Source organism: Hoyosella subflava DQS3-9A1, assembly GCF_000214175.1.
Lineage (GTDB): Bacteria > Actinomycetota > Actinomycetes > Mycobacteriales > Mycobacteriaceae > Hoyosella > Hoyosella subflava.
In genome coordinates this window covers 3,409,855-3,435,819 of record NC_015564.1, presented here as the reverse complement: position 1 = coordinate 3,435,819, position 25,965 = coordinate 3,409,855, and the positions used below count along the sequence as shown (strand labels likewise).

Sequence of the window (25,965 nt, the reverse complement as noted above, 5' to 3'; positions counted from 1 at the left end):
GTCAGTCGTTCGCGTGCAGTGCGGCGTTGAGTTCGATTCCGGTGCCTTCCCGTGAAACGACTTCCACAGCGCCGGTCTGTGAATTGCGCCGGAATAGGAGGCCGCTGGCGCCGCTGAGTTCACGCGCTTTGACCGTCTGAGTCTCGTCCGGCATGATGACCGTTACCTTGGTTCCTGCGGTGACGTACAGTCCGGCTTCAACAACACAGTCGTCGCCCAGAGATATTCCCACGCCGGCGTTGGCGCCGAGAAGACAGCGCTTGCCGACCGAAATCACTTCTCTGCCGCCACCAGAGAGCGTGCCCATGATCGATGCGCCGCCACCAACGTCTGAACCGTCATCGATGACGACGCCGGCCGAGATCCGGCCCTCCACCATCGACGCGCCAAGCGTCCCTGCGTTGAAGTTCACGAAACCCTCATGCATGACGGTGGTTCCAGAAGCAAGATGAGCGCCGAGTCGTACCCGGTCGGCGTCGGCGATGCGAACGCCGGACGGAATGACGTAGTCGACCAGGCGTGGGAACTTGTCGATGCTGTAAACGGTCACAGGGCCATGCCTGCGCAGCAGGGCGCGCACCTTCTCGAAGCCCTCGACAGCGCACGGACCGTAGTTGGTCCACACCACGTTGGACAGTTTGCCGAAGACACCGTCAAGGTTGAGTCCGTGCGGCTGAACCAGGCGGTGCGAGACCAGATGCAGACGCAAGTATGCGTCGTGAGCATCGACAGGAGGCTCATCGAGGGACGAGATGGTCGTTCTGACGGCGACTTTCTGGACGCCGCGCTCATCGTCATTCCCGATCAGACTGATCAGGTCTGAGGGCGTGTCCGCCATGTTCAGTGTTTCTGTTCCGGCCGCCCCGAACGTTCCGAGTTCCGGTTCCGGATACCACGTGTCGAGGACGATGCCGTCGGTCGTGATGTTGGCGATGCCGATCGCTTGTGCGCCCGTTGCGGCAGTACTGTTTGTGCTCACGGGCAGACAGGTTACCGCCCCGGCCTGACACGTGGGGAAATCTGCCGCAAGGAGTGAGCGCGGCAACCCTGTGGCCCCAGTGGACCGCGGCGGCGGATAGCCTGGGATCTGTGACTCTTGACCTTCGTGCAGACCCCATCGCGCTCACCGCGGCGCTCGTCGACATCCCGAGCGTCTCTCACGATGAGGCGTTGATCGCTGGCGAAGTTGAAGCAGCGTTGCGCGCGCAGACCACCGGATACGAGATCGTCCGCAACGGAAACGCCGTGCTCGCGCGGACGAACGGGGGAATGTCGAGGCGGGTGATACTCGCTGGACATCTGGACACAGTGCCGATCGCGGACAATGTTCCGTCGAGGCGTGACGGCGACATCCTTCACGGTTGTGGCACGGTGGACATGAAGTCAGGGGACGCGGTTTTCCTCCACCTCGCCGCCACTCTGGAGAATCCGCGCTTCGACGTCACGTTGATCTTCTACGACTGTGAGGAAATCGCGGCTGTTCACAACGGTCTGGGCCGCATTGAACGTGAATTGCCGGAGTGGCTTGACGCCGACGTTGCCATTCTCGGGGAACCCACGGCCGGCGTGATCGAGGCGGGCTGTCAGGGCACGCTCCGCGCCCGGCTGAGCGCGAACGGCGTACGGTCCCACTCTGCGCGATCATGGATGGGCGAGAACGCAATCCATAAGCTCGGTCCGGCGTTACGTCGTCTCGCTGAGTACACCCCACGCTCAGTAGACATTGATGGGTGTGTCTATCGGGAAGGCCTGTCCGCAGTGAATATTCGCGGAGGAGTTGCGGGCAACGTCGTCCCCGATGACGCATCGGTAGATGTCAACTTCCGGTTCGCTCCCGATCGGTCCGTGGATGAGGCGGTGGCGCACGTTACCGGTATCTTTGATGGCCTCAGCCTGAACTTCGAGATCACAGACAGCTCGCCCGGCGCTCTGCCAGGCTTGTCCAATCCGGCAGCTGCCGAGCTGGTCACCGCAGCCGGAGCGGTGCGCGCGAAATACGGCTGGACCGACGTGTCGCGTTTCGCTGCCCGCGGCGTCCCGGCGGTGAACCTGGGACCAGGTGATCCGAATCTGGCTCACCGCCGTGACGAGCACCTACCTGTTGAGCAGATCACCTCGGTGACGGCACTGCTGCGGTCTTATCTGGCGAACTGACGGCTTCTCTCGAGAGGCTTCCTGGCCACCAGATCATCGGTCCCGCTTCACGTACCACTGCGGGGACGATGAGCGAACGCATGATGAGGGCGTCGAGTAACACGCCGAAGGCGACGATAAACGCGATCTGCACCATGAAGATCAGCGGTATCACCGAGAGTGCAGCGAAGGTCGCCGCGAGGACGATCCCCGCCGACGTGATCACACCGCCAGTGACGACCAAGGAGCGCAGAACCCCGTCTCGCGTGCCAATCTGGAGCGCCTCCTCTCTCGCTCGTGTCATCAGGAAGATGTTGTAGTCGATGCCGAGCGCAACCAGGAACACGAAAGCGAACAGTGGAATCACCGGATCAGCGCCGGGGAACCCCAGGGCGTAATTGAACACAAGTGCGCTCACGCCCAGAGTTGCGGCGAAGGATATGACCACGGTGCCAATCAGGAAAAGCGGTGCCACCAGGGCGCGAAGGAGAACAGCGAGAATTGCGAAGACGACTAGCAGCACCAGTGGCATGATGAGCGCGCGGTCGCGCTTGGAGGTGTCGTTGGTGTCGATCTGGACGGCCGTAGGGCCGCCCACTTTGGCCTCTGCGCCCTCAACTCCGGCCACGGCGCTGCGCAGTTCTCGCAGAACATCTTCGGCTTCAGCCGAATCGGCTGGCGCTGCGAAGGTGGCTTCGATCTGTACCAGACCGTCCCTAACGAGCGGTTCGCCACTCGCGCCGTCCCGTAGGAGTACCGCGTCGGCAACCCCTTCGATCTGCGCAGCAGCGAGGACCTCATCGCCGGCGGTCTCGTTGGCGATGATGATGGCCGGCGATCCGGCGCCCGCGTCGAAATGCCGTTCGAGAGCTTGCTGGCCCTCCTGCGACTCAACTTGGAGCAGGAATATTTCGGATTGTGCGACACCGTCGGCACGCAGCAATGGCAGGCACGCAGCGAACGCAAGAACCACAATGAGTGGCACGGTCCAGTATCTGCGCGGATGCGCCTCGATTCGCTTGGCCAGCGCCGCCCAGAAGCGGTAGTTTCGGAAGGTTTCGCTGTCCGCATTCGGTGAGAAGCGCGGGCGTGAGGGCCAGTAGGCGCTGCGCCCGAGCAGGGTGAGGATCGCTGCCAGAAAAGTCATGGTCGCGATGAATGACGCGGTGATGCCGATGGCCGCGATAGGCCCGAGACTCCGGTTGGAGTTCAGGTCGGAGAGAAGGAGGCATAGCACGCCCGCAACGACCGTCCCGGCGGAAGCGGCGATAGGAGGCAGAGCGGCACGCCATGCGCGCAGCATTGCACTGAACCGGTCAGTGGAGGTCCGTAGCTCTTCCCTGAACCGTGCGACCAGCAACAGTGCATAGTCGGTTGCTGCCCCGAAGACGAGGATGAAGAGAATGCCCTGGCTTTGGCCGTTGAGAGTTACCGTCCCCGCATCCGCGAGCAGGTAGACAACGAGGCTGGCCAGTGCGAGGGCGAGGATAGCGCTCAGAACGACGATGAAGGGCAGCAGTGGGCTGCGATAGACGATGACCAGGATGACGATCACGACCACTGCGGCAACGATCAGGAGCAGACCATCGATACCGGCGAAAGCCGCTCCAAGGTCGGCGCTTGACCCGGCTGGGCCCGTCACGAACACGTTGAGACCGTCGGGGGCGCCGACGAATCCGTCGCGCAGTTCATCGACGGCATCGGCGACGGACCCGTTGGCGTCGACAGGCACGATGATCTGGATGGCTTGACCGTCGCTGGACGGTATCGGCGGCGAGGGGGGTCCTGCGAATCGCTCGCCCTGCACGGCGTCTTCGACCGTGTCGGCGAGGAAGGCAAAGTCAGCATCCTCGGTGCCGCCCTCCCGCTCGGCGATTACGATCGCAGGGATGGCGGTGGTGTCTGAGAACAGGCGTTGCAAATCCTGTACCTCAGTCGACTCAGCCGATTGAGGCAAGAAAGCGGCAGCGTCGTTGACCTGTACTTCGCCCAGCTTGCCGGCGAAGGGTCCAGCAACTCCTCCGAGCACGAGCCACGCGACGAGGAGCAGTGCGGGCAGGAGCCAGCGAATGTTTCGGGTACCGGTGTTCATGATGCAGCCAATTATTCAGCAAGCTGAACATTTTGCAACTGGGTGGGGTAAATGAGCAGAGAAATCAGCGATGAACTCTCAGCCTGGCCGACTGGCCGGCTCCTGTCAGCCGCGGCACGAAAACTCGAGCACGCGTGGGAGCGGATTCTGCACGAACGTGGGCTGACCCACGCGGGGCTGGTTGCCCTGCATTGCGTCGCCCGAGGTGCTCGGTACCAGCGGGAGATCGCCAAGCAGTGCCGAGTGACGGACCAGACGATGAGCCGGACCGTCGAGCGGCTGTGTCAGCTCGGATACATCACCAAGTCCCGCGACGGTCGTGATGCGCGCCGGAGCACGATCAAGATCACCGAGAGCGGGTACCGGATCTACCGGGAACTGCACGCCCTCGAACGCGACGACCCACGGCTGGTGGCGGGCCTACCGGAACACGGTGAGCTGCGCAGGCTCCTTCTCCAACTGCTCGCACATCTAGACAATCTCGCTACCGGGGAGGCTGGGGCGGCGCAGATTCGATAGTCTTCGCCGCATGGCGTCAGAGAAGATCCCATCGCAGAGTCCCGATGATTCGATGGGTAAATGGTGGGATCAATATTGTGGTCCGGTTGTCCAACGGCGGGACGGCACATCAGCTGTGACGACGATGGATCAGCAACTGCTTGATGGCCGCGGGCCGAGTGACTGGGTACATACGGACCCGTGGCGCGTCCTGCGGATCCAGGCAGAGTTCGTGGAAGGCTTCGGCGCGCTCGCTGAGGTACCCCGGGCGGTGTCCGTATTCGGGTCCGCCCGCCTGAAACCAGGGAGCGAGGATTACGAAGCTGCGCGAAACATCGGCGCAGCACTTGTGCGCGCAGGGTACGCCGTCATCACTGGCGGAGGCCCAGGGGCCATGGAGGCTGCCAATCGAGGGGCTCGCGAGTCCGGAGGCTACTCCATCGGGCTCGGTATCGAACTGCCGTTCGAGCAGGGACTCAACGAGTGGGTGGACCTCGGTGTCAATTTTCGGTACTTCTTCGTTCGCAAGACCATGTTCGTGAAGTATGCCCAGGCTTTCGTGTGTGTCCCAGGAGGGTTCGGCACCCTGGACGAACTCTTCGAAGCGCTGACCCTGGTTCAGACGAACAAGATCACGAGGTTTCCCATAATCCTCTTCGGCTCGTCTTTCTGGGGCGGCCTGGTGGACTGGATCCGCGAGCAACTCGCCGGGACTGAGAAGATCGGCGTAACCGACGTTGGGCTCATCCACGTCACAGACAGCGTGGACGAAGTGGTCGAACTCATCGACGCCGCCCAACAGTTGCTCCACCAGCAAGTTCCGGCAGATAGGCAGTGACTGCAATGAAACGGCGAGGCCAGCTCATGGTGGCCGTGTACTGTGCCTCTGGGCCTGTCCCAGCGGAATACCTCGAACTCGCAGCCGAAGTGGGCGAGGCAATCGGTGATCGGGGGTGGGGCCTCGTATCGGGCGGCGGCAACATCTCGATGATGGGTGCGGTTGCCACTGCAGCGCGCTCAGCCGGCGCCTGGACTGTCGGTGTGATCCCCAAGGCGCTCGTACACCGTGAGGTCGCCGATACCGACTCGGACGAACTGATCGTCACCGACACCATGCGTCAGCGGAAGAAGCACATGGAGGAACGCGCGGACGCGTTCCTGACGTTGCCTGGCGGGATCGGAACGCTGGAGGAGTTTACCGAGGCGTGGACCGCCGGGTACATCGGTATGCATCGAAAACCGCTGGTCGTACTCGACCCGATGGACCATTTCGCCGGATTCTTCGACTGGATCAAGTCGCTCGTGCCGAGTGGGTTTGTGAGTCAGCATTCGCTCGACCGGATCCAGATAGCGACGTCAGTCGGGGCGGCGCTTGACCTGTGCGCCACGGACTCTGGTGCAGGAGCCGCCTAATCCAGTCGCCGCTGGATAAGGTCAAGGGATGGATTGGGCGATTACTGCAGTCGGTGCTCTGCTGGTAAGCACGGTGCTTTGGGACATATTCCACACCTTGTGGCACACGAGCGGCCAGGGCCGGATTGCACACGTGGTGCTGCTCGCGGTCTGGAAGGCCACCGCGGCGCTGGGCGGTCGAGGGCGCAGGCTGAGCGGACCGCTGGCCATGTTCGGTGTCATCGGTACCTGGGGCGCGCTAGTGGTGCTCGGCTGGGCGCTTATCTACTACCCGCATATGCCGGACAGCTTCAGCTATGAGGTGGGACTGGATCCAGACCGTCCCGCTCAGGTTCTCGACGCCTTGTACATGTCTCTCGTGACTCTCGCGACACTCGGATATGGCGACATCGTTCCGACCGCGGAATGGCTGCGCATAGTAACCCCGATCCAGGCACTTGTAGGCTTCGCGCTGCTTACCGCGGCTGTCTCGTGGGTGCTGCAGGTTTACCCCGCACTCTCGCGGCGGCGTGTGCTTGCGCTGCGGTTGGAGATGCTTGCTGCGGGAGGTCTCGCGGACAGTCTCAATGAGATGCATGCCTGTACGGCAGCGCGGGTGCTCGATGAGATCGCGGGCGGTCTCGCACAGGTCCGGATTGATCTCGATCAGTATGCCGAGACGTACTACTTCCGCGATGGCGGCGCACAATCGACCCTTGCCACGAAGCTCGACTTCGTCGCGTCACTCGCGCGTGAGGCGCAACGGGCGGAACTGGCTGACGTGCGCATCTCGGGCCGTGTCCTCGAAGACGCGCTAGACAGGCTGGCTGATCTCATTGATCACCGATTCGTCCAGTCCGGGGCTGACACTGCCGCGGTCCTCGACATCTACGCAGCGCAGCAGCGGGTCTGACGTCACCGCCGTGACACGATGGGAGTATGCGCTCCCGATGCCCCGCATTCTCGCCAACACTGTGTGGCAAACCTGTGCCCGTGAATCGGGCACTCGTGATGGCCATTGTCAACCGCACTCCGGACTCGTTTTATGACCGCGGCTCTACGTTCAGGGACGACGCAGCCATGGAAGCGGTCCGTCGGTCGGTCAATGAGGGAGCCGATGTCATCGACATTGGCGGAGTGAAGGCAGGTCCCGGACAGGACGTCGACGAAGCGGAGGAAATGCGGCGCGTAGTGCCGTTCGTCGCTGCGGTCAGGAACACCTTCCCAGACGTCATCATCAGCATCGATACCTGGCGCGCGAACGTAGCCCGCAGGGCATGCGCGGAGGGCGCGGATCTGATTAACGACACGTGGGCGGGTGCTGATCCCGAACTTGCGGTCGTTGCTGCTGAGCTTGGTGCGGGAATAGTGTGCTCGCACACGGGAGGCGCCGAACCGCGCACGAGACCCCACCGCGTGCGCTATGCCGACATTGCCGCGGAAGTAGCTGACGAAGTGACCCGCGCTGCCGATCGAGCGCTATCAGCTGGCGTCCGTGAAGACGGTATCCTGATCGATCCGACACACGATTTCGGCAAAAACACTTTCCACGGCCTCGATTTGTTGCGGCGATTGGACGTTCTTGTGAATTCCGGATGGCCAGTCTTGATGGCGCTGAGCAATAAGGATTTCATCGGGGAGACTCTAGATGTGGGTCTGACCGAAAGATTGGAGGGCACCTTGGCAGCAACAGCTGTAGCAGCCTGGTCTGGTGCGCGAATGTTCCGGGTGCATGAGGTGGCCCAAACTCGGCGTGTTCTCGACATGGTGGCTGCAATAGCAGGAACACGTCCACCCGCCCGAACAGTGAGGGGTCTCGCATGACAATCACACCGCTGCGCCATGATTGGATGCAGACCAACAGCTGGACTGAGCCGGAGTGGACAGTAGCGGAACTTGTCGCCGCGAAACGCGGCCGGACGGTTTCTGTGGTGCTGCCTGCCCTCAATGAGGAGGACTCAGTCGCAGGTGTGCTCGATACCATCCGCCCGCTGACCGACGGTCTCGTCGACGAACTCATCGTCCTTGATTCTGGGTCGACCGATGACACGGCGGAAGTAGCCCGCGCCGCAGGTGCCACCGTGTTCTCACGGGAGGAGGCGTTGCCCGATCTTGATCCGCTTCCGGGCAAAGGTGAAGCGCTGTGGCGCGGTGTGGCTGCAAGCACCGGTGACATCATCGTGTTCATCGACTCTGACCTCATCGACCCGGACCCGATGTTCGTACCGCGACTGTTAGGACCGCTGCTGACGACTCGCGGAATACACCTTGTGAAAGGCTTCTACCGGCGGCCACTGCTCGATGGCGATGCAGAGCATTTTCACGGTGGCGGCCGCGTTACCGAGCTTGTTGCACGACCGATGCTCACCGCGCTGCGCCCGGAGCTTTCGGCGGTATTCCAGCCTCTAGGCGGTGAGTACGCCGGTACACGCGAACTGCTCGAGTCGGTGCCCTTCGCCCCCGGTTACGGTGTGGAAATTGGGCTCCTGCTTGACACCTATCATCAATGGGGAATCGATGCGATAGCTCAGGTGAACCTAGGTGTCCGGAAGCATCGCAATCGGCCGCTAACCGATCTGGGCTTTATGAGCCGCCAGATACTGGCGACGATGCTCGAGCGGGTTGGTGTCACGGATTCAGGAGTTGGGCTCACCCAGTACCTGCCGGCCGGAGAGTCATTCTCTTCAGTGACCTCGACTGTGGACCTCGAGGACAGGCCCCCTCTCGTACGCCTTGCGCATGAACTCCATGATCGGGGCAAGATGAGAGCGTGACAACCGCTCTGCTTTATGTCCTGATCCTCGCCGGTGTGGCGGGTGTGTTCTTCTTGCTCGCCGCGCTCGTCTTCGGGCGCGGCGAAGCGCTGCCACCGCTACCACCGGGCACTACACCTACAGCGCTCCCGTTGACCGAAATTCACGGAGATGACGTCCGCGAGCTGACGTTTCAGCAAGTACTACGCGGCTACAAGGCATCGGAGGTGGACTGGGCGCTCGACCGTCTGGCGGCGGAGATCGATAACCTGCGCGCCGAGCTCGACGAGGCGCGGGGGTCGCGATGTCGCTGAACGGCGGGCAGATCCCCATGCAGCGTTGCTCTTGGGCCCAAGGAGATCCGCTCTATGAGCAGTACCACGATGAGGAATGGGGCAGGCCGCTGCATGGGCGGGACGCGCTCTTCGAGCGGCTTTGCCTCGAAGCGTTCCAGTCGGGACTGTCCTGGATCACCATCCTCCGAAAACGTGAGGCCTTTCGCGTGGCATTCGCTCAGTTTCATGTCGAGACAGTTGCGCAATTCGGACCGAATGACATCGAACGCTTGCTCGATGACTCCGGCATTGTCAGGAACAAACGAAAAATTGCCGCTTGCGTAAATAATGCTTCCCGTGTTCTTGACCTGGATTGCGATCTAGACGAGTTGCTGTGGTCATTTGCGCCACCACCGCGGCCGCGCCGTTTACGTGAAATCGCGGAAATTCCCGCTGTAACGGCTGAATCGACGGCAATGGCAAAAACTCTCAAGAGCCGTGGCTTCACATTCATTGGGCCGACTACTGCCTACGCACTTATGCAAGCTACCGGAATGGTCGACGACCACCTGGAAACCTGCCCGGTACGACTGAATAGCCCTCCCTGAGTGATGCAGATCGGCCGGATGTGCGGTGTCGTGCTGCGCGGAACTAAGCTGTTCAGGGGAGAATGAGGAGCGTACAGCGCCAGCGCCAGGGCGGGACAGGTTCCCGGGCTCGGCGGCGGCACGATTAGACTAAGTGTCTGACTCGGCTATTCCGCCGTCAGCGGAATGTGCACAGATTTTGGAGGGAGCAGAGATGGCGGCGATGAAGCCCCGGACTGGTGACGGTCCTCTCGAGGCAACCAAGGAGGGGCGCGGGATCGTAATGCGTGTGCCGCTTGAGGGTGGTGGGCGACTAGTCGTCGAGCTAACGCCAGACGAAGCCGCTAATCTGGGAGAGGCGCTGAAGACTGTGACCAGCTGAATTGCTGATCGCCAGCCCCGATCATCTGGGCCCTGTGTTCCGCTGGTTCACCCAATGGTTCACGGGGCCCTGGCATGCGAGGTGAAATGACCGAAGGACCCGCAATTCCGACTCCGCTCGCTACGGTGACGTGGATATCGGCGGCCGAATCCAAGGAAAGTGCACCGGCGGAAATAGTCGTCGAGTTCGTGGCGCCCGCTTCGAATCGCCCTGACGTCGAGATCCCAGGGGACCCGCGTGGCCGCTGGCAGTTGTGTGTCGACCGGCACGCCGGAGACGCCCGCTCTGGTGACGGCATCGCGGACCCAGGCAAGCCGTGGCGTGCTGCGGGCGCCACGCTGATACACGCCCTGGTTGAGCACGCCGCTCGGCGCTCCGCAGACGGAGTTGACATCGTGCTCCCGGCTGACGTGGACGACCCGTCCGCTGAGGCGCTGGTGATTGGGCTTGTTGCGGGTTCACATGAGTTGCGCCTCAGCGGGAGTGCTGAGGAAAGGCACCTTCCTCACGTGCGGCTCGTCAGTGAACGTGATGTCAGCAGCGCTGTGCGTCGCGGCAACGTATTGGGCCGCGCCACAGCGTTCGCGCGCGACCTCGCGAACCTTCCCTCAAATCTGAAGAGCCCCCGCGGACTTGCCGAATACGCGCGCAGCGCCCTCACATCCGTGAGCCTCGACATTCGCGTCAGGGATGAAGGCTGGCTGTCAGACCGCGGCTTCGGTGGAGTGCTCGCGGTGGGGGGCGGCTCATGTGAGCCGCCGAGACTCATCGAGATCTCCTGGGCACCGCCGGAATCGGAGAGCGAACAGCTCCCGCATGTCGTTCTTGTGGGCAAAGGGATCACATTCGACACCGGCGGAATATCGGTGAAACCGGCCGCGAACATGCACCTGATGAAGACCGACATGGCCGGGGGCGCGGCGGTTCTCGCCGCAGTTAGCGCGATAGCTGACCTCGCACCGCGCGTACGTGTTACCGCGCTGGTCCCCAGCGCGGAGAACATGCTCTCCGGGAGTGCGTACCGGCCGGGAGATGTGGTGACGCATTACGGCGGACTGACGACTGAGGTGTCAAACACCGACGCGGAGGGCCGCATGGTGCTCGCCGACGCGCTCGCCTACGCGGTAGAGGAACTGGCCCCTGACGTCCTGATCGATATCGCAACACTGACCGGGGCCATGAAAGTTGCACTCGGCATGCGGACGGGTGCCGTCTTCACAGCCGACACCGCACTCGACTCGGCGATTCGCAACAGCGGCAGCGCAGTTGGTGAGCGGTGGTGGCGACTACCACTCTCGGAAGAGCATGCCGACGCCGTGCAGTCGACGATCGCCGACCTCCGTCAGGCGCCAGGCGGTCCGGGGGCGATCACCGCTGCGCTGTTCCTGAAGGAGTTCGCTGGCGACTCGCGCTGGGTACACCTCGACATCGCCGGTCCAGCGCGGGCTGAGGACGCGTACGACGAAGTGAATCCAGTTGCGAGCGGATTCGGGGCACGAACCCTCACAACTTTCGTAGAGTGGTGTGCGCAAAACGTAAAACCTTCGCGAATGTTGCCTAGTCAGCCGTGAGACACCGTGCTTGATACTGCGGTCAAATGCCTGATGTGCCCGCACTGCGGCGGACCGTTGCAGAAGTCTGAACGCCAGCTGAAGTGCCCCGTCGGCCATTCGTTCGATATCGCGCGCCAGGGTTATGTCACGCTGCTCAAGGAGCCGCTGCACGGCATAGCTGGTGATACCAGTGAGATGCTCGCGGCTCGACATGAGTTTCTGAGCGGGGGTTATTACCAGCCAATACAGGATCACGTTGCCCACGTGGTCACAGCCCGACACTGTCAAGGTTCATCCTCACCACTCACAGGGTCGCCAACTGTGGTGGACGTCGGTGCCGGTGCAGGAGATTATCTTTCGGCCGTCCTTGCCGCCTGTCCCGGCGCCCAGGGGATAGGGCTCGACGTCTCGAAGTTCGCCGCACGCCGTCTCGCACGCCACCACGTGAGAAGCTGCGGGATCGTTGCGGACACATGGCGACAGATCCCGCTGCGTGATGGAACTGCCAGCGTCGTCTTGTCAATTTTCGCGCCGCGCAACGTGTCGGAGATCGCGCGGGTCTTGCAGGAATCGGGCACCTGGATCGTTGTCACACCAACGCCACAACATCTGCGCGAACTGACTGCCGTCCCTGGAGTCGTGAGCGTGCACGAAGACAAGGCCGGCAAGCTCGTCAGCGTGGTCGCGCCGAGATTTGCGCTGGAAGTGCGGCGCCGCATCGAATTCCAGTGCCCGCTTACGACCGCTGCGGCTGAACTGCTGCTCGCAATGGGTCCGACAGCACACCATCTCAACGTCGACGAGCGGCACCGCGTCATTATGGCGGCAGCCGAGACGGCGAACGGGGATCAGGACGCGGATGCGGTGTTCTCCGTGACAGTTTCGGTTGACGTGTCCGTATTCACGCAGACGTGACCTAGCCTTGCCGTGGCGAAGGTTGGCAAGCTCAGCACGCGACGATAGGTTGAGAAGCGTGAGGAGTCAGCCGCACGTTCTCGGGATCGTTCTCGCTGGCGGTGAAGGCAAGCGCCTCTATCCGCTTACCGCAGACAGGGCCAAACCTGCCGTACCTTTCGGCGGTGCGTACAGGCTCATCGATTTTGTGCTTAGCAACCTCGTCAACGCTGGCTATCTGAAGATCTGCGTCCTTACGCAGTACAAGTCCCACTCACTCGATCGCCACATTTCGCAGAACTGGCGCCTGTCAGGGCTGGCGGGCGAATACATCACTCCCGTCCCTGCCCAGCAGCGGCTCGGTCCCCGCTGGTACACGGGAAGTGCGGATGCGATCTTTCAGTCGATGAACCTCGTCGTCGATGAAGACCCGGAGTACATCGTGGTGTTCGGCGCGGACCACGTGTACCGCATGGACCCGGAACAGATGGTGGCGCAGCACATCGAATCTGGCGCCGGAGTCACCGTCGCGGGCATTCGCGTGCCGCGAGCCGAAGCGCGGGCTTTCGGCTGTATCGAGGCGGACAGTGCAGGCCAGATCACCCAGTTTCTCGAGAAGCCGGCTGACCCGCCAGGTACACCGGATGACCCCAGCGTCACCTTCGCCTCAATGGGCAATTACGTCTTCAGTACGAAGGCGCTCGTCGACGCGCTGCGTAGCGACGCGGAAGATTCGGACTCCGACCATGACATGGGGGGCGACATCATCCCGATGCTCGTGTCACGGGGCGAAGCCGCGGTTTACGACTTCAATGACAACCACGTGCCAGGTGCGACAGAACGCGACCGTGGGTACTGGCGAGACGTCGGCACCATCGATGCCTTTTATGACGCTCATATGGATCTGGTATCGCCGCAGCCAGTATTCAACCTTTACAACCGTCGCTGGCCCATTCGCGGCGCAGCCGAGAACCTCGCTCCCGCTAAGTTCGTGGAGGGCGGGATCGCCCAGGAGTCCGTTGTTGGCGCGGGAAGCGTGATTTCCGCATCGGTGGTGCGTCAATCAGTGGTGAGCTCCAATGTCATCGTTGACGCGGGAGCAACCGTCGAAGGCAGCGTGCTCATGCCGGGTGTGAGAATCGGTCGTGGCGCGATCGTGCGCCACGCGATACTCGACAAGAACGTTGTGGTGGGCGAGGGCGCAATCATTGGAGTGGACCAAGACAAGGACCGCGAACGGTTTGCCGTCAGCCAAGGTGGCGTCGTCGCAGTTGGAAAAGGTGTCTGGGTCTAACGCCTGAGACGCCGTTTCGTTGATCGCGCGGGCCCAATTACTTCCGTGCCGCGCAGAGCAACCCCTCGCCGAGCGGGATGAGGACACTGGTCAGCGTCTCATCGTCCGCGATCAACTGTGCGGCCTCCCGGGCGCTGAGTGCCGCCGCGTCCTGCTGGCTGGGATCTCCCACACGTCCACCGAGCATGGAGGCGTTGACGACGAGCGCCCCGCCCGGCCGGAGCAGCCTCGTGCTTGCCGCAACATACTGAGGCTGGTCGACGACATTTGCGTCGATGAAGACAAGATCGTACGACGCGTCCGCGAGCCGTGGGAGCACGTCGAGTGCCCGGCCGTTGATCAGACGCGTCCGCGTGGACGCAATGCCCGCTTCCTGGAAAGCGCGCCGGGCCGCCCGGAGATGCTCCGTGTCCGTGTCGATCGTGGTCAGAATGCCGTCGGCGCGCATGCCGCGCATCAGGCACAGGCCACTCACGCCGGCGCCGGTGCCGATTTCGACGACAGCACGAGCATCTGACAGTCGCGCAAGAAGGGCAAGCGTCGCACCGATCGCCGGCGTGACCGCGCGTGCACCGAGATCGTCGGCTCGCTCGCGTACCGCGCGGAGGATGTCGTCCTCGATCGTTGACGATTCGGCGTGGGAGAGCATGAGGTCGGCATTTGCAAGCACGGCTTCGAGGTTATCGCCAGATCTGCAGCTAATTGTGGCAGGCGCGCGGAAAAAGGTTTCTCAGGCTGTACTCAGGGCACTCATAGTAGGTGCACATTCGGGCCGGCGAGAGTGACAGATCAAAGTAGTACCGGTGCGACTGCACAACGCGATGCGCAGACGTTCAGGCGACTGGACGTTTCCGGCATCGTCCGAGCGGGAATAATCTCGGCGAAGCTGGAGGTTGACACTGACAATGATGTCGCGTGACAGTGGTCTTGACGGGGAGGCGGCACAAAGCTTGATGCGCGTACTGGGCTCGGGAGCGAGCAAAAAGAGAGCCTCATCGACGGGTGAGGAAGCCGAAGTTCACAACAGTGACATAGATCCGGACCTATCAGGCACCGGTGCATTCGACGCGTCCGACGGGCAGGTCCCCTTGCCGAGTTGGGATGAACTCGTCCGTGAACATGCCGACCGCGTGTATCGGCTCGCCTACCGGCTTTCCGGAAATGCTCACGACGCTGAAGACTTGACCCAAGAGACTTTCATTCGGGTTTTCCGGTCATTGTCGAGTTATCAGCCGGGCACATTTGAAGGCTGGCTGCATCGAATCACCACTAACTTGTTCCTCGATATGGTGCGCAGGCGAACCCGGATCCGGATGGAAGCGTTGCCCGAAGACTACGAACGCGTGCCCTCGGGCGGTCCTGATCCCGAGCAGATCTACCACGACTCGCGACTCGACCCGCATCTGCAGCGCGCGCTTGACGGGCTCGCTCCGGACTACCGTGCCGCAGTGGTTCTGTGCGACATCGAAGGGCTGTCCTATGAGGAGATCGCCGCAACGCTGGGTGTGAAGCTCGGAACTGTCCGTAGCCGGATTCACCGCGGACGCCAGGCGTTGCGTGAAAACCTCAGGCAGATGGGTGTCTTGGGCACTCAGGGGCTCGCACCCACGTCTGTGTGACCGGATGGTCGGCGCGACTTTCGGTACTGTGGAGAGGCGCGCGAGCAAGTATTCTGGCGTACCTTGGATAGAGCAGAAGCGATCGAGGAGGTGTGATGGTGTCACCAGGCGGCGTGCCGCGCCGGATGTTTGGCTGGAGGCTTCCGTCCTTCTCCGTTTGGAGTGCAGGTTCGGCATTTCCGGTGACTATGTCTCCGATTTCCCCAGCATCGATGCAGCGAGCTCCACGTCAGCGTGCGTTCCGGGCTACCGAGCACCTTGCTCACGAAGCGATCGCCGCGTACGTCGACGGGGAACTTCCGATGTCTGCCTATCTCAGAGCGGGCGCGCACCTGTCGATGTGTGACGAGTGCCGCGATCAGGTGAGCGCGCAGATACAAGCCCGGTCCGCGTTGCGGCAGTCCGGGCCCGTGGGTGTCCCCGAATCTTTGCTGAGTGCCCTCTCGCAGATCCCTGCCAGTGCTGCACTGAGGCGCGAATTCCCCGTGGCGTCACCCACCGACTCTGCGCAAGCTCGGCGGAAGCGCCGATAAGGGTGCTAGCGCCAGTGAGAGTGGCAGCACTCGCGGTTGCTTGCCACGCCAAATGTGCTGCAGCGCCGTCAGTGGGTCGTGGCGAAAGACCGAGAAGACTGGGTGGCTAGTGGACGACGGTGATATCGGGCGGTCCCGCGATCGCAGCGATCGCCCCCGGCTTGAGTCCCGCCCGATCTCGAGTCCGGAGGTAGACCCCCAAACGCAGCGGGTGTTCCGCAGGCCGGACGGGGTGTCTGGTTCGTTCACTCCTGCGAACGCTCGCGACCGTGAGTCACCTGAGATTCAGATTCAACCGGCGGATCCGGTGCTCGCCGAAGCTTTCGGCCGCCCGCCTGACACTTCTGAGCAGTTGCAGCGCCCACCGGACCAATACGCATGGTCACACGAGGAGCCGACTCAGGAAGATCCCTGGCGGGATCCAGAGTCCGCGATGCAACTGGGGTCGCCGGCACGCGAGACGGTGGAGACGGATCCAGCTGATCAGCCTCCAGCGCCACGGCTCACCGCCCGTGATGTTCTCTTCGGTCGCCGGGTATCAGTGCGCGGACTCGCTCTCCTCGGCGCGATCGCCTTGGTGATCGGCCTGTCCGGCGGGTTGCTCGGCCGGTTAACGGCTGAAGTCTACGAAGCGCGGACGAGTTCCCGCGTGACGATATCGCAGCAATCCCCCGACGGGGACAATCCGCTGGGGCCGATCTCTGCGGTTGCACGGGCTGTCACGCCAGCGGTGGTCTCTATCCGTGTTCGGGCGGGCAATCAGTCAGCCACAGGCTCGGGTGTCGTGATTGACGGCGACGGGTACATCGTCACGAACAACCACGTGATTTCGATGGCTGCGCGCGGTGGTGACACCGAAATCGAAGTCCTCTTCTTCGATGGCAGCAGGGCACCGGCGGACATCGTTGGCCGTGACACTCGCACAGATCTTGCGGTGATCCGGACCTCGGCGGACAACCTCACTGTCGCTGACTTTGGCACGTCCGAGTCCGTGCAGGTGGGGGAAGAGGTTCTCGCGATAGGTGCACCGCTCGGGCTTGATCGCACAGTGACCAGGGGAATTGTCAGCGCACTCAACCGCCCAGTTCCGCTTATTGGGGAGGGGACCGACACGGACGGGGTTATCGACGCCATTCAGACGGACGCCTCGATCAACCCCGGCAACTCTGGCGGGCCGCTCGTCGACCTGGATGGGCGAGTGATCGGAATCAACACTGCCATCCGATCCGCGACTGGCGGTTCGATTGGTTTGGGCTTCGCGATTCCGTCTGACATCGTGGTCGCCGTGAGTGAGCAGCTCATCCGCGACGGTCGGGCAGAACACCCGAGCATTGGCGTTACCGCTCGAACTGTGGCAAATGAGGCAGCGACGGGAGCCGAGATCGCCAATGTCAACAGCAACAGCCCCGCCGAACGCGCCGGTATCCGGGAAGGCGATGTCATTGTCCGGGTCGGGGACCGCGAAGTATTCAGCGCCGACGAGCTTTCAGTTGCAGTGAACAGTCTCGCGATTGGTGAAACTGTCACAGTGCAGCTGATCAGAACCGGCAGGCTGATCGATGTGGAGATCACACCCGAGGCTTTGCCGTGAGGAGTGGGCAAGCTCCCGCTTGGCGTTCGTTCTTCTTGCGAAGCAAGTAAGCTAGCAACGTGTTCAGCAACATCGGTTGGGGCGAGATCTTCATTCTCATGGTCGCCGCCCTTGTCATCCTGGGACCTGAGCGGCTCCCTGGCGCCATGACTTGGACCGCTCGCGCGTTGCGTCAGGCACGCGACTATGTCGCCGGTGCAAGCAAACAGATCCGTGACGAGATGGGTACCGATTTCGACGATTTCCGTGAGCCTCTCAACGAGTTGCGGAACCTTCGCAACATGTCGCCGCGGGCAGCAGTAACGAAGCATTTGCTCGACGGTGATGACTCGATTTTCACCGGAAACTTCGACTCCCCAAGTCAGGCACCCTCTGGTTCGTCGGGCGGGAAACCGGGCGGCAGCAAGCCTGAGATGAATCCAGAGAAATCACCTCTCAGCATGAATGAAAAACCACCCATCGACACGGATGCGACGTGATATGCAGAACAACCGGTTGCTTATGGTGTGGGCTGTGCTCGTGTCACTCGTGGTAGTGCTGTCTGTCCTATCGTTCCTGGTGAACAATTGACCTGACAAAGGCTGCGGTTTCGTCGACCGCGTGCTGAGCCTCGGGCACCAAGTACACCATGGCTGGAAAAGCATGGAGCTGCTGAATCCATGCATGAACCTCGACGCGCACCCCGCGGCGGTGCAGTTCACGGCCGAACTCGTAGATGTCCGTGGCAAGGAGTTCATTGTGCGCGGCGGTGAGGAACACCGGCGAGGTGATGAGGTCTGAAGCGTGCAGCGGGGACAGGACGCCCTCGACGGGCACATCTCCGGACAGCCAATGCCGCCGGACGCGTACGACCCGCCTGGCTGGAAGGTACGCGTCCTTCGCTGGCCGGGCCACGTGGTAGCGCTCGGGGAACATCGACAGCAGCGGAGAAAACCCGATGAGCCCGTCCGGAACGTGCAGGTTCCGCCGAGCGGCGAGTTCCCCTACCTTCATCGTGAGGTAGCCGCCCGCGGAGTCGCCCGCCACAAAGATCTTGCGCGTCGGCCGCGCCGTCTGGTTGAGCTCCTCGTACGCTTTGATGGCGTCGGCGACCGATGTGCCCACACCGCCGTCCGGCAGTTGCCGGTACGCGACTGACACCACATCGGCATCAACCGCCAGAGCCAGCGCGGTGCAGATCGGGCGGTGCGTCCCCAGGCCGCCGAAATAGAACCCGCCGCCGTGCAGGTACAGGATGACCGGACGGTTCGCTGTGAGTCGCGAGTTCCGGGGTGACACCCATTCCGCAGGGCAGCCGCCCAGTTCAGCTGGCGTGTATGTGCACCGTGATGATTTACCGCGCGCGGTCAAACGACGGTCAACGCGTCCCGACAGCGCGACGATCAGCGAGAAGCCGAGCACCCCTAGCGGCCACAGCAGGAAGAGGGGCCTCACAAACAACCACGTACACCACCAGATCAGCCGCGAGCGCGCACTCGGTGGACCATGGTGCACGGTGAAAGCGCGGCCCTCCGCATCCGCAGCAGGCGCAGCCTCCGAAGGATCGTCATAGGGGATTCTTTCGGCCTGCACCGTGACCCTCCCTTCCTGGCTGCCCCGCGGTGTTTGGTCAGCGCAGATGTCGCGTGGTGTCGATGCCCAGTGACATCCCTGCGAGCCCGCGCTCGCGTACGGCGAGTTTCTCGGCGATGGCGAGTAGAGCCTCACCGGCCGCAGAGTCGGGATGGCTCAGCACGATCGGCATTCCGGCGTCGCCGCCTTCCCGGATCGCGGGATCGAGGGGCACCTGGCCGAGTAGCGGCACGTTCGCACCGATGGATTGCGTCAGCCGGTCCGCCACTACTTGGCCGCCGCCGGAACCGAACACATCCATACGCGTGCCGTCAGCTAGTTCGAGCCACGACATGTTCTCGATGACACCAGCGACGCGTTGCCGCGTCTGCAAAGCGATGGCGCCCGCGCGTTCCGCCACTTCTGCAGCTGCCTGCTGCGGGGTAGTGACAACGAGGATTTCAGCGCCAGGGATCAGTTGTGCGACAGAAATCGCAATGTCCCCGGTGCCGGGCGGCAAGTCGAGCAAGAGGACGTCCAGATCACCCCAGAATACGTCGGCAAGAAACTGCTGCAATGCACGATGCAGCATTGGCCCCCGCCACACCACTGGAACGTTGCCAGTGGTGAACTGAGCGATCGAGATGAGCTTCACCTCATGCGAGATGGGCGGCAGGATCATCCGCTCAACTTGTGTTGGTTTCGCGTCAGTCCCAAGCATGCGCGGGATCGAATGTCCGTAAATATCGGCGTCTAGCACGCCCACTGACAGTCCCCGTGCCGCCAGCGCTGCGGCGAGGTTGACGGTGACGCTGGACTTTCCGACGCCACCCTTTCCGGAGGCGACCGCGTACACGCGCGTAAGTGAGTTCGGCTGAGCGAAAGGAATGACCGGCTCCGCGGAGTCACCGCGGAGCTTCTTTCGCAGCTCGCTGCGCTGCTCGTCGTCCATGACGTCGAGCGTGACGCTCACATCGCGCACTCCCGGAACATCCGCTGCAGCCGATGACACGCGGTTCTCGATTTCAGAACGCATCGGGCACCCGGACACCGTGAGGTATATGCCAATCGCGACATCACCCTCATCGGTGATGTCGATGCTTTTCACCATGCCAAGTTCAGTTATGGGCTTGCGGATCTCGGGGTCTTGCACCCGGGCAAGCGCTGACCGGATGGCCGATTCAGTAAGTTGGGACATCACCATCGATCATAGGCGCCGCCCCCAGCATGCGACGACTTGCGTGTCAGCTGGGGGCGGATTCCTATCACGGGAACGGGAGCCGGAGGTCCGGGAGACCGGGAATCTCAGGCAGCGAGGGTGGCGGTGGAGGCGGTGCACCCTCGTCGCCCTGATCCGGCCCGGGCTGCGGCGCGCAGAAGATCACGCATGGGACCTGAGGCGGCGGCGGAAGCATCTCGGCCAGCTCGTCGAGTGGGTTTCGTGGGCGGTCCTCATCGCGGGCCTCGTCCTCGTCCCTGTCGTCGAGCTCGCCATCCTCACCGCGTCGCAACTCGTCGATCAGCGAGGACATCGGGTCTGCAGCTGCCTCCGCTGAAGGATCTGGCAACTCCCAGGGGAGCGCCCCGGCTGGCGGCAGGTCGGTCGGGGTGGGAAGTACACCCGTCGCGTAGGCGGTTGCCCAGTTCCGCACGTTATTCAGGTAGCTGCGCGATGCGTTGTAACGCAGGATGGCTCGCTCCTGGTTGCCGGCCACGGTGAGATCCCCGCCGGCGTCGCACAGGTACTTCGCTGCCGCGACTGTCGCGTCGTAGACATTGTGAGGATCTGCCTGGCCGTCACCGTTGCCGTCGGTGGCGTACATCCGCCACGTGCTCGGTATGAACTGCATCGGTCCCACAGCGCGGTCGAACTGGCTGTCGCCGTCCAGTTCGCCGCCGTCGGTATCACGGATCACGGCAGTGTTCGGTGTGGTCCCATCCAGCCGCGGACCCAGGATCGGACGCAGTGTCCGCCCGTTTACGTCAACCGCGCCCCCAGATGCGTGCCCCGACTCAACGTGGCCGATACCTGCAAGGAGGGTCCAGGAGATGCCGCACGATGGGCGCAGCGCCTCCATCTGAGCCGCAGCCTTCTTGTAGGCCTCGAGCATCACGGCGGGAATCGCGAACGCCCCGAGATTGACGGTCACATTGTTCAGCGCCTCACCCACGGCGAGATTGAGGCCCTCAAGAAGTTCCTCCCCTGCCTGCTGGGCAATCGCGTCCGCTGCGACCGTCTGTTGGCTGCGCAACACTGTCGGGTTTCGCAGCACGGGCGTCACCATGCCAACAGTCGAGTCGTTGTAGGCAGCTGCTGCCGCGTGGCTGATCTCGACCTCATGTACAGCCTGGGCGGCCGAATCGGACGATTCTAGGTCGGATGCTGCTGCAACCCCGAACAGCCCGGCTGGGAGCAGTCCGGCCATCGCGAGAACGCTGCTGCGGCGGTTGCGTGACGTGTCGCGGCGCTTCTTCGTCGGCACTGGCGAATTCCTCACCTTCGTTGTCAAAACGTGACTAACTTTACATACACGTTGCCGAGTTGTGCGCACCGATTGACCAAGTTGATCCGCGGAGCGATCAACTCTCAGGAACTACCCCGTACCATTGGTCTTGATCTGACGGTTTTGCGCCGAAGATCCGGATGTCACGCGTGGGATTAGAGTCACAGTTGAGCACTGTCCGGCACTTACCGCGTGCGCTGTGCGTTATAGGGAAGAAGCAACTATTCGGGACGGCAGGCCGTGCTGTGCAGGCAGGCCGAAAACCTCATCACCCTCGAGGAGAGTGACGATGACGAGTCCGCTGAGCGGGGCGAAGAAGTTTGGGTTGCCCACCCCGCCAACTGGATGGCCAATCGGGGCGTACCCGACCTACGCTGAGGCCCAACGTGCGGTTGACTATCTGTCTGACCAGCAGTTCCCAGTGCAGGACGTCACCATTGTCGGAGTCGACCTCATGCAGGTCGAGCGGGTCACCGGTCGGCTGAACTGGCCCCGCGTGATCGGTGGTGCCGTGGTCACCGGCGCCTGGATCGGTGTTTTTATTGGTTTGCTCATCGGAATATTCACCGGGCAGTTGCTTGAGCCGCTCGTCACCGGAATATTCTTCGGCGTTCTCTTTTGGGTCGTCATGCAGGCAGTCCAATATGCCGCCTCGCGGGGGCAGCGCGATTTTCAGTCGACGATGCAACTCGTAGCCGGCCGCTACGACGTGTTGTGCAATCCGGCGAATGCGGAGCGCGGGCGTGACTTGCTCGCGCGGCTCGCGGAGGGCCACTGAGCCATGTCCGCGCGTGATCTGCCAGCCCGAGTGCGGGCTCACATCACAACTGAACTCGCGATCGGCGAACCCGCGGGCGCGTCGGTGACGTTCCTGGGCGTAGAACCAATCGAAGTGTTGCGCTTCGGTCCCGCGCCAAGCGGTCTCGTTTACTACGCGACGTGTGGCTGCAGCCAGCAACCTATGGGCGATCCTGCGGACCTTATGGCGGACCCGGTGCGTGGCCCTCGCGCGGAGGTTGTCATGCGGCTGCGCGGCGGGGCCGACCAGGTCCTTCGCCCGCTCGCCGTGATTGCCGCTTCGCCCGGCGTGGAAGGACTGATCCTCGCGGAAGATTCGCTCATCGACCTGGGTGAGCCGTTGTGGCCCGGTTCCGCGTTCACCGCAGTGGTCCTGGGACGCAGTGAGGTGCAACCGCTCACGCTGTCGGAGCCCATGTCACCTATCGAGTTCTTCGATGCGGTTCCGATTACTCCGACGGAGGCGGCGTGGCTGCGCCTGCGCGGCGTGTCGGCGCTGCGGGAAGCCTGGGCAGAGGCATCGATCGACACGACTGACCCCGCTCGATCTGCAGTTCGGATGACGTGACGGTGCGGAATGGGATGATGCGGAGATGACGCGCATCGATCTGCACACCCATACGACAGCGTCGGATGGCACAGACTCCCCGTCGCAGCTAATCGAGAATGCTGCTGCTGCCGGAATCGACGTGCTCGCACTGACTGACCACGACACGACGTCTGGCTGGGAAGAGGCTGTCGCAGCCTTGCCAGTTGGAATGGTACTGATCAGGGGCATGGAGATGTCGTGCGTCGGCAGGGGAGAAGACGGATATCCCGTATCTGTCCATTTGCTGGCATATCTATTCGACCCGGACCATCCTTCGCTTGCTGCCGAGCGGAAGCGGCTCCGCGAAGCGCGGCGTGCACGTATCGCAACGATGGCGGAACGGATGCAGGCGGACGGACTCCCCATCGACGCCGAACGGATTCTCTCGGAAGCGGGACCAGCGATTGGGCGGCCACACCTGGCCAGGGCACTCACCGAAGCGGGCGTCGTCTCATCGGTGCAGGAGTCCTTTCAGCACTTGCTTTCCCCCCGCGGTCCTTACTACGTGCCGATGCGGAACACCGATCTCGGCTCTGCGGTCGCCATGGTGCGAGAAGCTGGTGGAGTACCCGTCCTCGCCCACGCCCGCGCAAGTGCGCGGGGCCGACTGGTCGACCTTGAGCACATCGAAAAGCTCGCGGCGAGCGGCGCGCTCGCCGGGCTCGAGATCGATCACCCAGATCACTCGGCGCCTGATCGCGAGCTTCTGCTAAACATCGCGCACCGCTACTCGCTGATCACGACCGGCTCGTCCGACTATCACGGTGCGAACAAGCACGTTAGGCTAGGCGCCTTCATGACGGCTCCCGCTCAACTCGATGCCATTGTCTCCGCGGGCACCGGCGTAGAGGTCGTAGTGGGAGAGTGAAAGTTCGTGTACGAGAACACGCAGAATTTGCACAGGTACGACCATCCGGGTGCGGTCGCCGCGCGCGACGGGATGGTCGTCCGCGCGCTCCGTGGCCTGTCCGGGGCTCTTGCCGCGGGGCTCGCGGTACTAACGATAGTGGTGGTCGTAGTGAGCCATTATGCGCCTGAGCGCGGCCTCGCCGGACCGGGATCAGCGTCGGTCTTCTGGCACGTTACTGGCGGGGTGGTTGCTGTGGCCGCGCAAATTGTCGCTGACCGGAGCCGCGGTCTGCTCGCTTTCCTCTGGAGCGTGATCGTTATCACTACAGTGGGTGTCGTTCTCTTCGCGCAGTGGTGGAGCTGACAGCGTTCCCCTGTTCAGCGCATGCTCACCGGTGACGGGGTGTGGCTGTGAGGCGCGCAACGTGCCGCACCGGCGAAGTTGCCAGGTTGATCCGGTGGCGGCGGCGGTGGCAGACTATGAATGCTTGCGCCACAGCTACCGCCGTGGTGAAGCGGCAGACACGTAGAGTGGCGGCCCGGGGTTGATCCCTCATCTGGCACGTCGTCGCTCGCCGAGGCCGGTCCTTATTTGTCCTGTGCCGCGACTCGTCTAGGCCTCGCTAGGGCCGGCGAAGACTCAGTGAAGAGGCAGCGAGAACAGCCATCGGGCAGGCCAGTGCACACCCGTGAAGTAACGCGGGTAGTGTCAAATGATCGCAATATGCCGTAAACCGGTCTGCCGGTTTGGGTTGGAGAGACCACTAACCGCTGCGGTTGTGCTGGTCGTAATTGTGCAGGAGTAGCTGACGTGTCCACCGTTTCGGAAGCGGACCGCCCCCGCGGTGGTGATGCGGGTAACCAGGGAGCAACTGGCCCGGGCCCGATCACCGAACAGGAGATCTTTTCGAGCCACGAGGGGGGCAAGCTTTCAGTAGAAATCACAGCGCCTCTCGATAGCCAGCGTGCGCTGTCTATCGCATACACGCCCGGCGTGGCACAGGTTTCCCGCGCAATCGCCGCCGACGAGACTCTGGCTGCTCGGTACACGTGGACCAGTCGGCTCGTCGTGGTTGTCAGCGATGGCAGCGCTGTGCTTGGTCTCGGCGACATCGGGCCCAAAGCGTCTTTGCCGGTCATGGAAGGCAAAGCGGCGCTATTCAAGTCATTTGCAGGACTCAACTCGATTCCGCTTGTTCTCGACACGAAGGATCCCGACGAAATCGTCGAAACGCTGGTCCGTTTGCGCCCCTCGTTCGGCGCGGTCAACCTCGAGGACATCTCAGCGCCACGATGCTTCGAGATCGAGCAGCGGGTGATCGAGGCGCTCGATTGCCCGGTCATGCACGATGACCAGCATGGAACCGCCATTGTCGTGCTTGCCGCGCTGACGGGCGCGGCGCGAGCACTCGGCCGTGAACTTGCACCCATGCGGATCGTCATCGCGGGCGCGGGAGCAGCCGGCGTCGCATGCGCGAACATCCTGCTCGCAGCCGGAATCACCGACGTTATCGTGGTGGACTCAAAAGGCATCGTCGAGCCGGGGCGTTCAGACCTCAACGGGGTGAAACAGGATCTCGCGGCGCGGACGAATCCAACTGGCCGCCGCGGCGGAGTCGCAGAAGCACTTGATGGTGCAGATGTGTTCCTCGGTGTGTCAGCCGGAAAGGTTCCAGAGGCGATTATCGCGACTATGGCACCGAATTCCATTGTCTTCGCGCTGTCGAACCCCGATCCGGAGATTCACCCCGAAACCGCTCGAAAGTACGCGGCCGTTGTTGCAACTGGACGCAGCGACTACCCGAACCAGATCAACAACGTGCTCGCATTCCCGGGCGTGTTCAAGGGTGCACTCGACGCAGGTGCGCGGCGAATCACCGAAAAGATGAAAATCGCTGCGGCAGAGGCGATTCTGTCAGTTCTCGGTGATGAACTCTCGGCGGAGAAGATCGTGCCGAGCCCACTTGATCCCCGTGTGGCTCCAGCGGTAGCAGAGGCTGTCGCGCGTGTGGCCAAAGAAGAGGGCGTCGCTTAGCAGACGAAAGAATCGTGGAGCTTTTTCCCTCGTACTGAGGGAA

28 protein-coding genes are annotated in these 25,965 nt (G+C 62.6%); 22 read left to right on the top strand and 6 right to left on the bottom strand.

Going from position 1 to position 25,965, the window contains the following annotated elements; genetic code table 11:
- Position 1: 1 nt before the first annotated feature.
- Complete coding sequence (gene dapD / locus AS9A_RS16115; RefSeq protein ID WP_013808150.1) at positions 2–979, bottom strand: 2,3,4,5-tetrahydropyridine-2,6-dicarboxylate N-succinyltransferase; 978 nt, start codon at positions 977–979, stop codon at positions 2–4.
- Between the two features lie 110 nt (positions 980–1,089).
- Here dapD and dapE point away from each other — a divergent pair, with 110 nt between their 5' ends.
- Complete coding sequence (dapE, locus tag AS9A_RS16110) at positions 1,090–2,154, top strand: succinyl-diaminopimelate desuccinylase (RefSeq protein ID WP_013808149.1); 1,065 nt, start codon at positions 1,090–1,092, stop codon at positions 2,152–2,154.
- Here the strand turns inward: dapE and AS9A_RS16105 are convergent.
- Complete coding sequence (locus tag AS9A_RS16105; RefSeq protein WP_013808148.1) at positions 2,111–4,225, bottom strand: MMPL family transporter; 2,115 nt, start codon at positions 4,223–4,225, stop codon at positions 2,111–2,113. The two genes, dapE and AS9A_RS16105, sit on opposite strands and share 44 nt — an antisense overlap.
- Before the next feature lie 51 nt (positions 4,226–4,276).
- Between AS9A_RS16105 and AS9A_RS16100 the strand changes: the two genes are divergently transcribed.
- From AS9A_RS16100 to glgC, 12 genes are all read left to right on the top strand, one after another.
- Complete coding sequence (locus tag AS9A_RS16100) at positions 4,277–4,744, top strand: MarR family winged helix-turn-helix transcriptional regulator (RefSeq protein ID WP_013808147.1); 468 nt, start codon at positions 4,277–4,279, stop codon at positions 4,742–4,744.
- Between the two features lie 52 nt (positions 4,745–4,796).
- The gene (locus AS9A_RS16095; RefSeq protein WP_041452079.1) at positions 4,797–5,561 is read left to right on the top strand and encodes an LOG family protein; all 765 of its coding nucleotides are present in this window, start codon (positions 4,797–4,799) and stop codon (positions 5,559–5,561) included.
- A 5-nt stretch (positions 5,562–5,566) separates the two neighbouring features.
- Positions 5,567–6,136 (top strand): LOG family protein, encoded by a 570-nt coding sequence (locus tag AS9A_RS16090; protein ID WP_013808145.1) that lies wholly within the window; start codon positions 5,567–5,569, stop codon positions 6,134–6,136.
- Between the two features lie 28 nt (positions 6,137–6,164).
- Entirely contained in the window at positions 6,165–7,028 is an 864-nt protein-coding gene (locus AS9A_RS16085; RefSeq protein WP_013808144.1) for a potassium channel family protein, read from the top strand.
- A 26-nt stretch (positions 7,029–7,054) separates the two neighbouring features.
- Complete coding sequence (folP, locus tag AS9A_RS16080; protein WP_041451150.1) at positions 7,055–7,939, top strand: dihydropteroate synthase; 885 nt, start codon at positions 7,055–7,057, stop codon at positions 7,937–7,939.
- On the top strand, positions 7,936–8,889 hold the full coding sequence (locus tag AS9A_RS16075) for a glucosyl-3-phosphoglycerate synthase (protein WP_013808142.1): 954 nt from the start codon (positions 7,936–7,938) through the stop codon (positions 8,887–8,889). Before folP ends, AS9A_RS16075 begins: the two co-directional genes overlap by 4 nt.
- The gene (locus AS9A_RS16070) at positions 8,886–9,182 is read left to right on the top strand and encodes a DivIVA domain-containing protein (RefSeq protein WP_013808141.1); all 297 of its coding nucleotides are present in this window, start codon (positions 8,886–8,888) and stop codon (positions 9,180–9,182) included. Before AS9A_RS16075 ends, AS9A_RS16070 begins: the two co-directional genes overlap by 4 nt.
- Complete coding sequence (locus AS9A_RS16065; protein ID WP_013808140.1) at positions 9,173–9,751, top strand: DNA-3-methyladenine glycosylase I; 579 nt, start codon at positions 9,173–9,175, stop codon at positions 9,749–9,751. Before AS9A_RS16070 ends, AS9A_RS16065 begins: the two co-directional genes overlap by 10 nt.
- Before the next feature lie 193 nt (positions 9,752–9,944).
- A complete protein-coding gene (locus AS9A_RS23400) occupies positions 9,945–10,112 on the top strand; it encodes a DUF3117 domain-containing protein (protein WP_013808139.1) in 168 nt (55 codons plus the stop codon).
- A gap of 86 nt (positions 10,113–10,198) precedes the next feature.
- On the top strand, positions 10,199–11,683 hold the full coding sequence (locus AS9A_RS16060) for a leucyl aminopeptidase family protein (RefSeq protein WP_148262489.1): 1,485 nt from the start codon (positions 10,199–10,201) through the stop codon (positions 11,681–11,683).
- A 6-nt stretch (positions 11,684–11,689) separates the two neighbouring features.
- Positions 11,690–12,580, top strand: a complete 891-nt coding sequence (locus tag AS9A_RS16055) for a putative RNA methyltransferase (protein ID WP_013808137.1) — start codon at positions 11,690–11,692, stop codon at positions 12,578–12,580.
- Positions 12,581–12,638: 58 nt separating this feature from the next.
- A complete protein-coding gene (glgC, locus tag AS9A_RS16050) occupies positions 12,639–13,853 on the top strand; it encodes a glucose-1-phosphate adenylyltransferase (RefSeq protein ID WP_013808136.1) in 1,215 nt (404 codons plus the stop codon).
- A 37-nt stretch (positions 13,854–13,890) separates the two neighbouring features.
- Here the strand turns inward: glgC and AS9A_RS16045 are convergent, their stop codons facing one another.
- Positions 13,891–14,523, bottom strand: a complete 633-nt coding sequence (locus tag AS9A_RS16045; RefSeq protein WP_013808135.1) for an O-methyltransferase — start codon at positions 14,521–14,523, stop codon at positions 13,891–13,893.
- A gap of 235 nt (positions 14,524–14,758) precedes the next feature.
- Here AS9A_RS16045 and sigE point away from each other — a divergent pair, with 235 nt between their 5' ends.
- The 4 genes from sigE to tatB all read left to right on the top strand — a co-directional run bounded on the left by sigE (position 14,759) and on the right by tatB (position 18,075).
- Positions 14,759–15,472 carry an RNA polymerase sigma factor SigE gene (sigE, locus tag AS9A_RS16040; RefSeq protein ID WP_013808134.1) on the top strand — a complete coding sequence of 238 codons (714 nt, stop codon included), beginning with the start codon at positions 14,759–14,761 and terminating at the stop codon, positions 15,470–15,472.
- Positions 15,473–15,567: 95 nt separating this feature from the next.
- The gene (locus tag AS9A_RS16035; RefSeq protein ID WP_041451149.1) at positions 15,568–16,005 is read left to right on the top strand and encodes a zf-HC2 domain-containing protein; all 438 of its coding nucleotides are present in this window, start codon (positions 15,568–15,570) and stop codon (positions 16,003–16,005) included.
- Between the two features lie 52 nt (positions 16,006–16,057).
- Positions 16,058–17,596 carry a S1C family serine protease gene (locus AS9A_RS16030; protein WP_083826573.1) on the top strand — a complete coding sequence of 513 codons (1,539 nt, stop codon included), beginning with the start codon at positions 16,058–16,060 and terminating at the stop codon, positions 17,594–17,596.
- A gap of 59 nt (positions 17,597–17,655) precedes the next feature.
- On the top strand, positions 17,656–18,075 hold the full coding sequence (tatB, locus tag AS9A_RS16025; protein WP_013808132.1) for a Sec-independent protein translocase protein TatB: 420 nt from the start codon (positions 17,656–17,658) through the stop codon (positions 18,073–18,075).
- A 67-nt stretch (positions 18,076–18,142) separates the two neighbouring features.
- Here the strand turns inward: tatB and AS9A_RS16020 are convergent, their stop codons facing one another.
- The 3 genes from AS9A_RS16020 to AS9A_RS22840 form a co-directional block, all read right to left on the bottom strand.
- Positions 18,143–19,168, bottom strand: coding sequence for an alpha/beta hydrolase (locus AS9A_RS16020; protein WP_013808131.1), 1,026 nt, complete (start codon positions 19,166–19,168; stop codon positions 18,143–18,145).
- Between the two features lie 37 nt (positions 19,169–19,205).
- A complete protein-coding gene (locus AS9A_RS16015) occupies positions 19,206–20,345 on the bottom strand; it encodes an Mrp/NBP35 family ATP-binding protein (protein ID WP_013808130.1) in 1,140 nt (379 codons plus the stop codon).
- A 67-nt stretch (positions 20,346–20,412) separates the two neighbouring features.
- The gene (locus tag AS9A_RS22840; RefSeq protein ID WP_013808129.1) at positions 20,413–21,630 is read right to left on the bottom strand and encodes a lytic transglycosylase domain-containing protein; all 1,218 of its coding nucleotides are present in this window, start codon (positions 21,628–21,630) and stop codon (positions 20,413–20,415) included.
- 310 nt (positions 21,631–21,940) lie between these two features.
- Here AS9A_RS22840 and AS9A_RS16005 point away from each other — a divergent pair, with 310 nt between their 5' ends.
- The 5 genes from AS9A_RS16005 (at position 21,941) to AS9A_RS15985 (ending at position 25,922) form a co-directional block, all read left to right on the top strand.
- Positions 21,941–22,429 carry a general stress protein gene (locus tag AS9A_RS16005; protein WP_013808127.1) on the top strand — a complete coding sequence of 163 codons (489 nt, stop codon included), beginning with the start codon at positions 21,941–21,943 and terminating at the stop codon, positions 22,427–22,429.
- Between the two features lie 3 nt (positions 22,430–22,432).
- Positions 22,433–23,017 carry a suppressor of fused domain protein gene (locus tag AS9A_RS16000; protein WP_013808126.1) on the top strand — a complete coding sequence of 195 codons (585 nt, stop codon included), beginning with the start codon at positions 22,433–22,435 and terminating at the stop codon, positions 23,015–23,017.
- 25 nt (positions 23,018–23,042) lie between these two features.
- On the top strand, positions 23,043–23,906 hold the full coding sequence (locus tag AS9A_RS15995; protein ID WP_013808125.1) for a PHP domain-containing protein: 864 nt from the start codon (positions 23,043–23,045) through the stop codon (positions 23,904–23,906).
- A 6-nt stretch (positions 23,907–23,912) separates the two neighbouring features.
- A complete protein-coding gene (locus AS9A_RS15990; protein ID WP_013808124.1) occupies positions 23,913–24,251 on the top strand; it encodes a hypothetical protein in 339 nt (112 codons plus the stop codon).
- Positions 24,252–24,773: 522 nt separating this feature from the next.
- The gene (locus tag AS9A_RS15985) at positions 24,774–25,922 is read left to right on the top strand and encodes an NAD(P)-dependent malic enzyme (protein WP_049793926.1); all 1,149 of its coding nucleotides are present in this window, start codon (positions 24,774–24,776) and stop codon (positions 25,920–25,922) included.
- Positions 25,923–25,965: the final 43 nt, after the last annotated feature.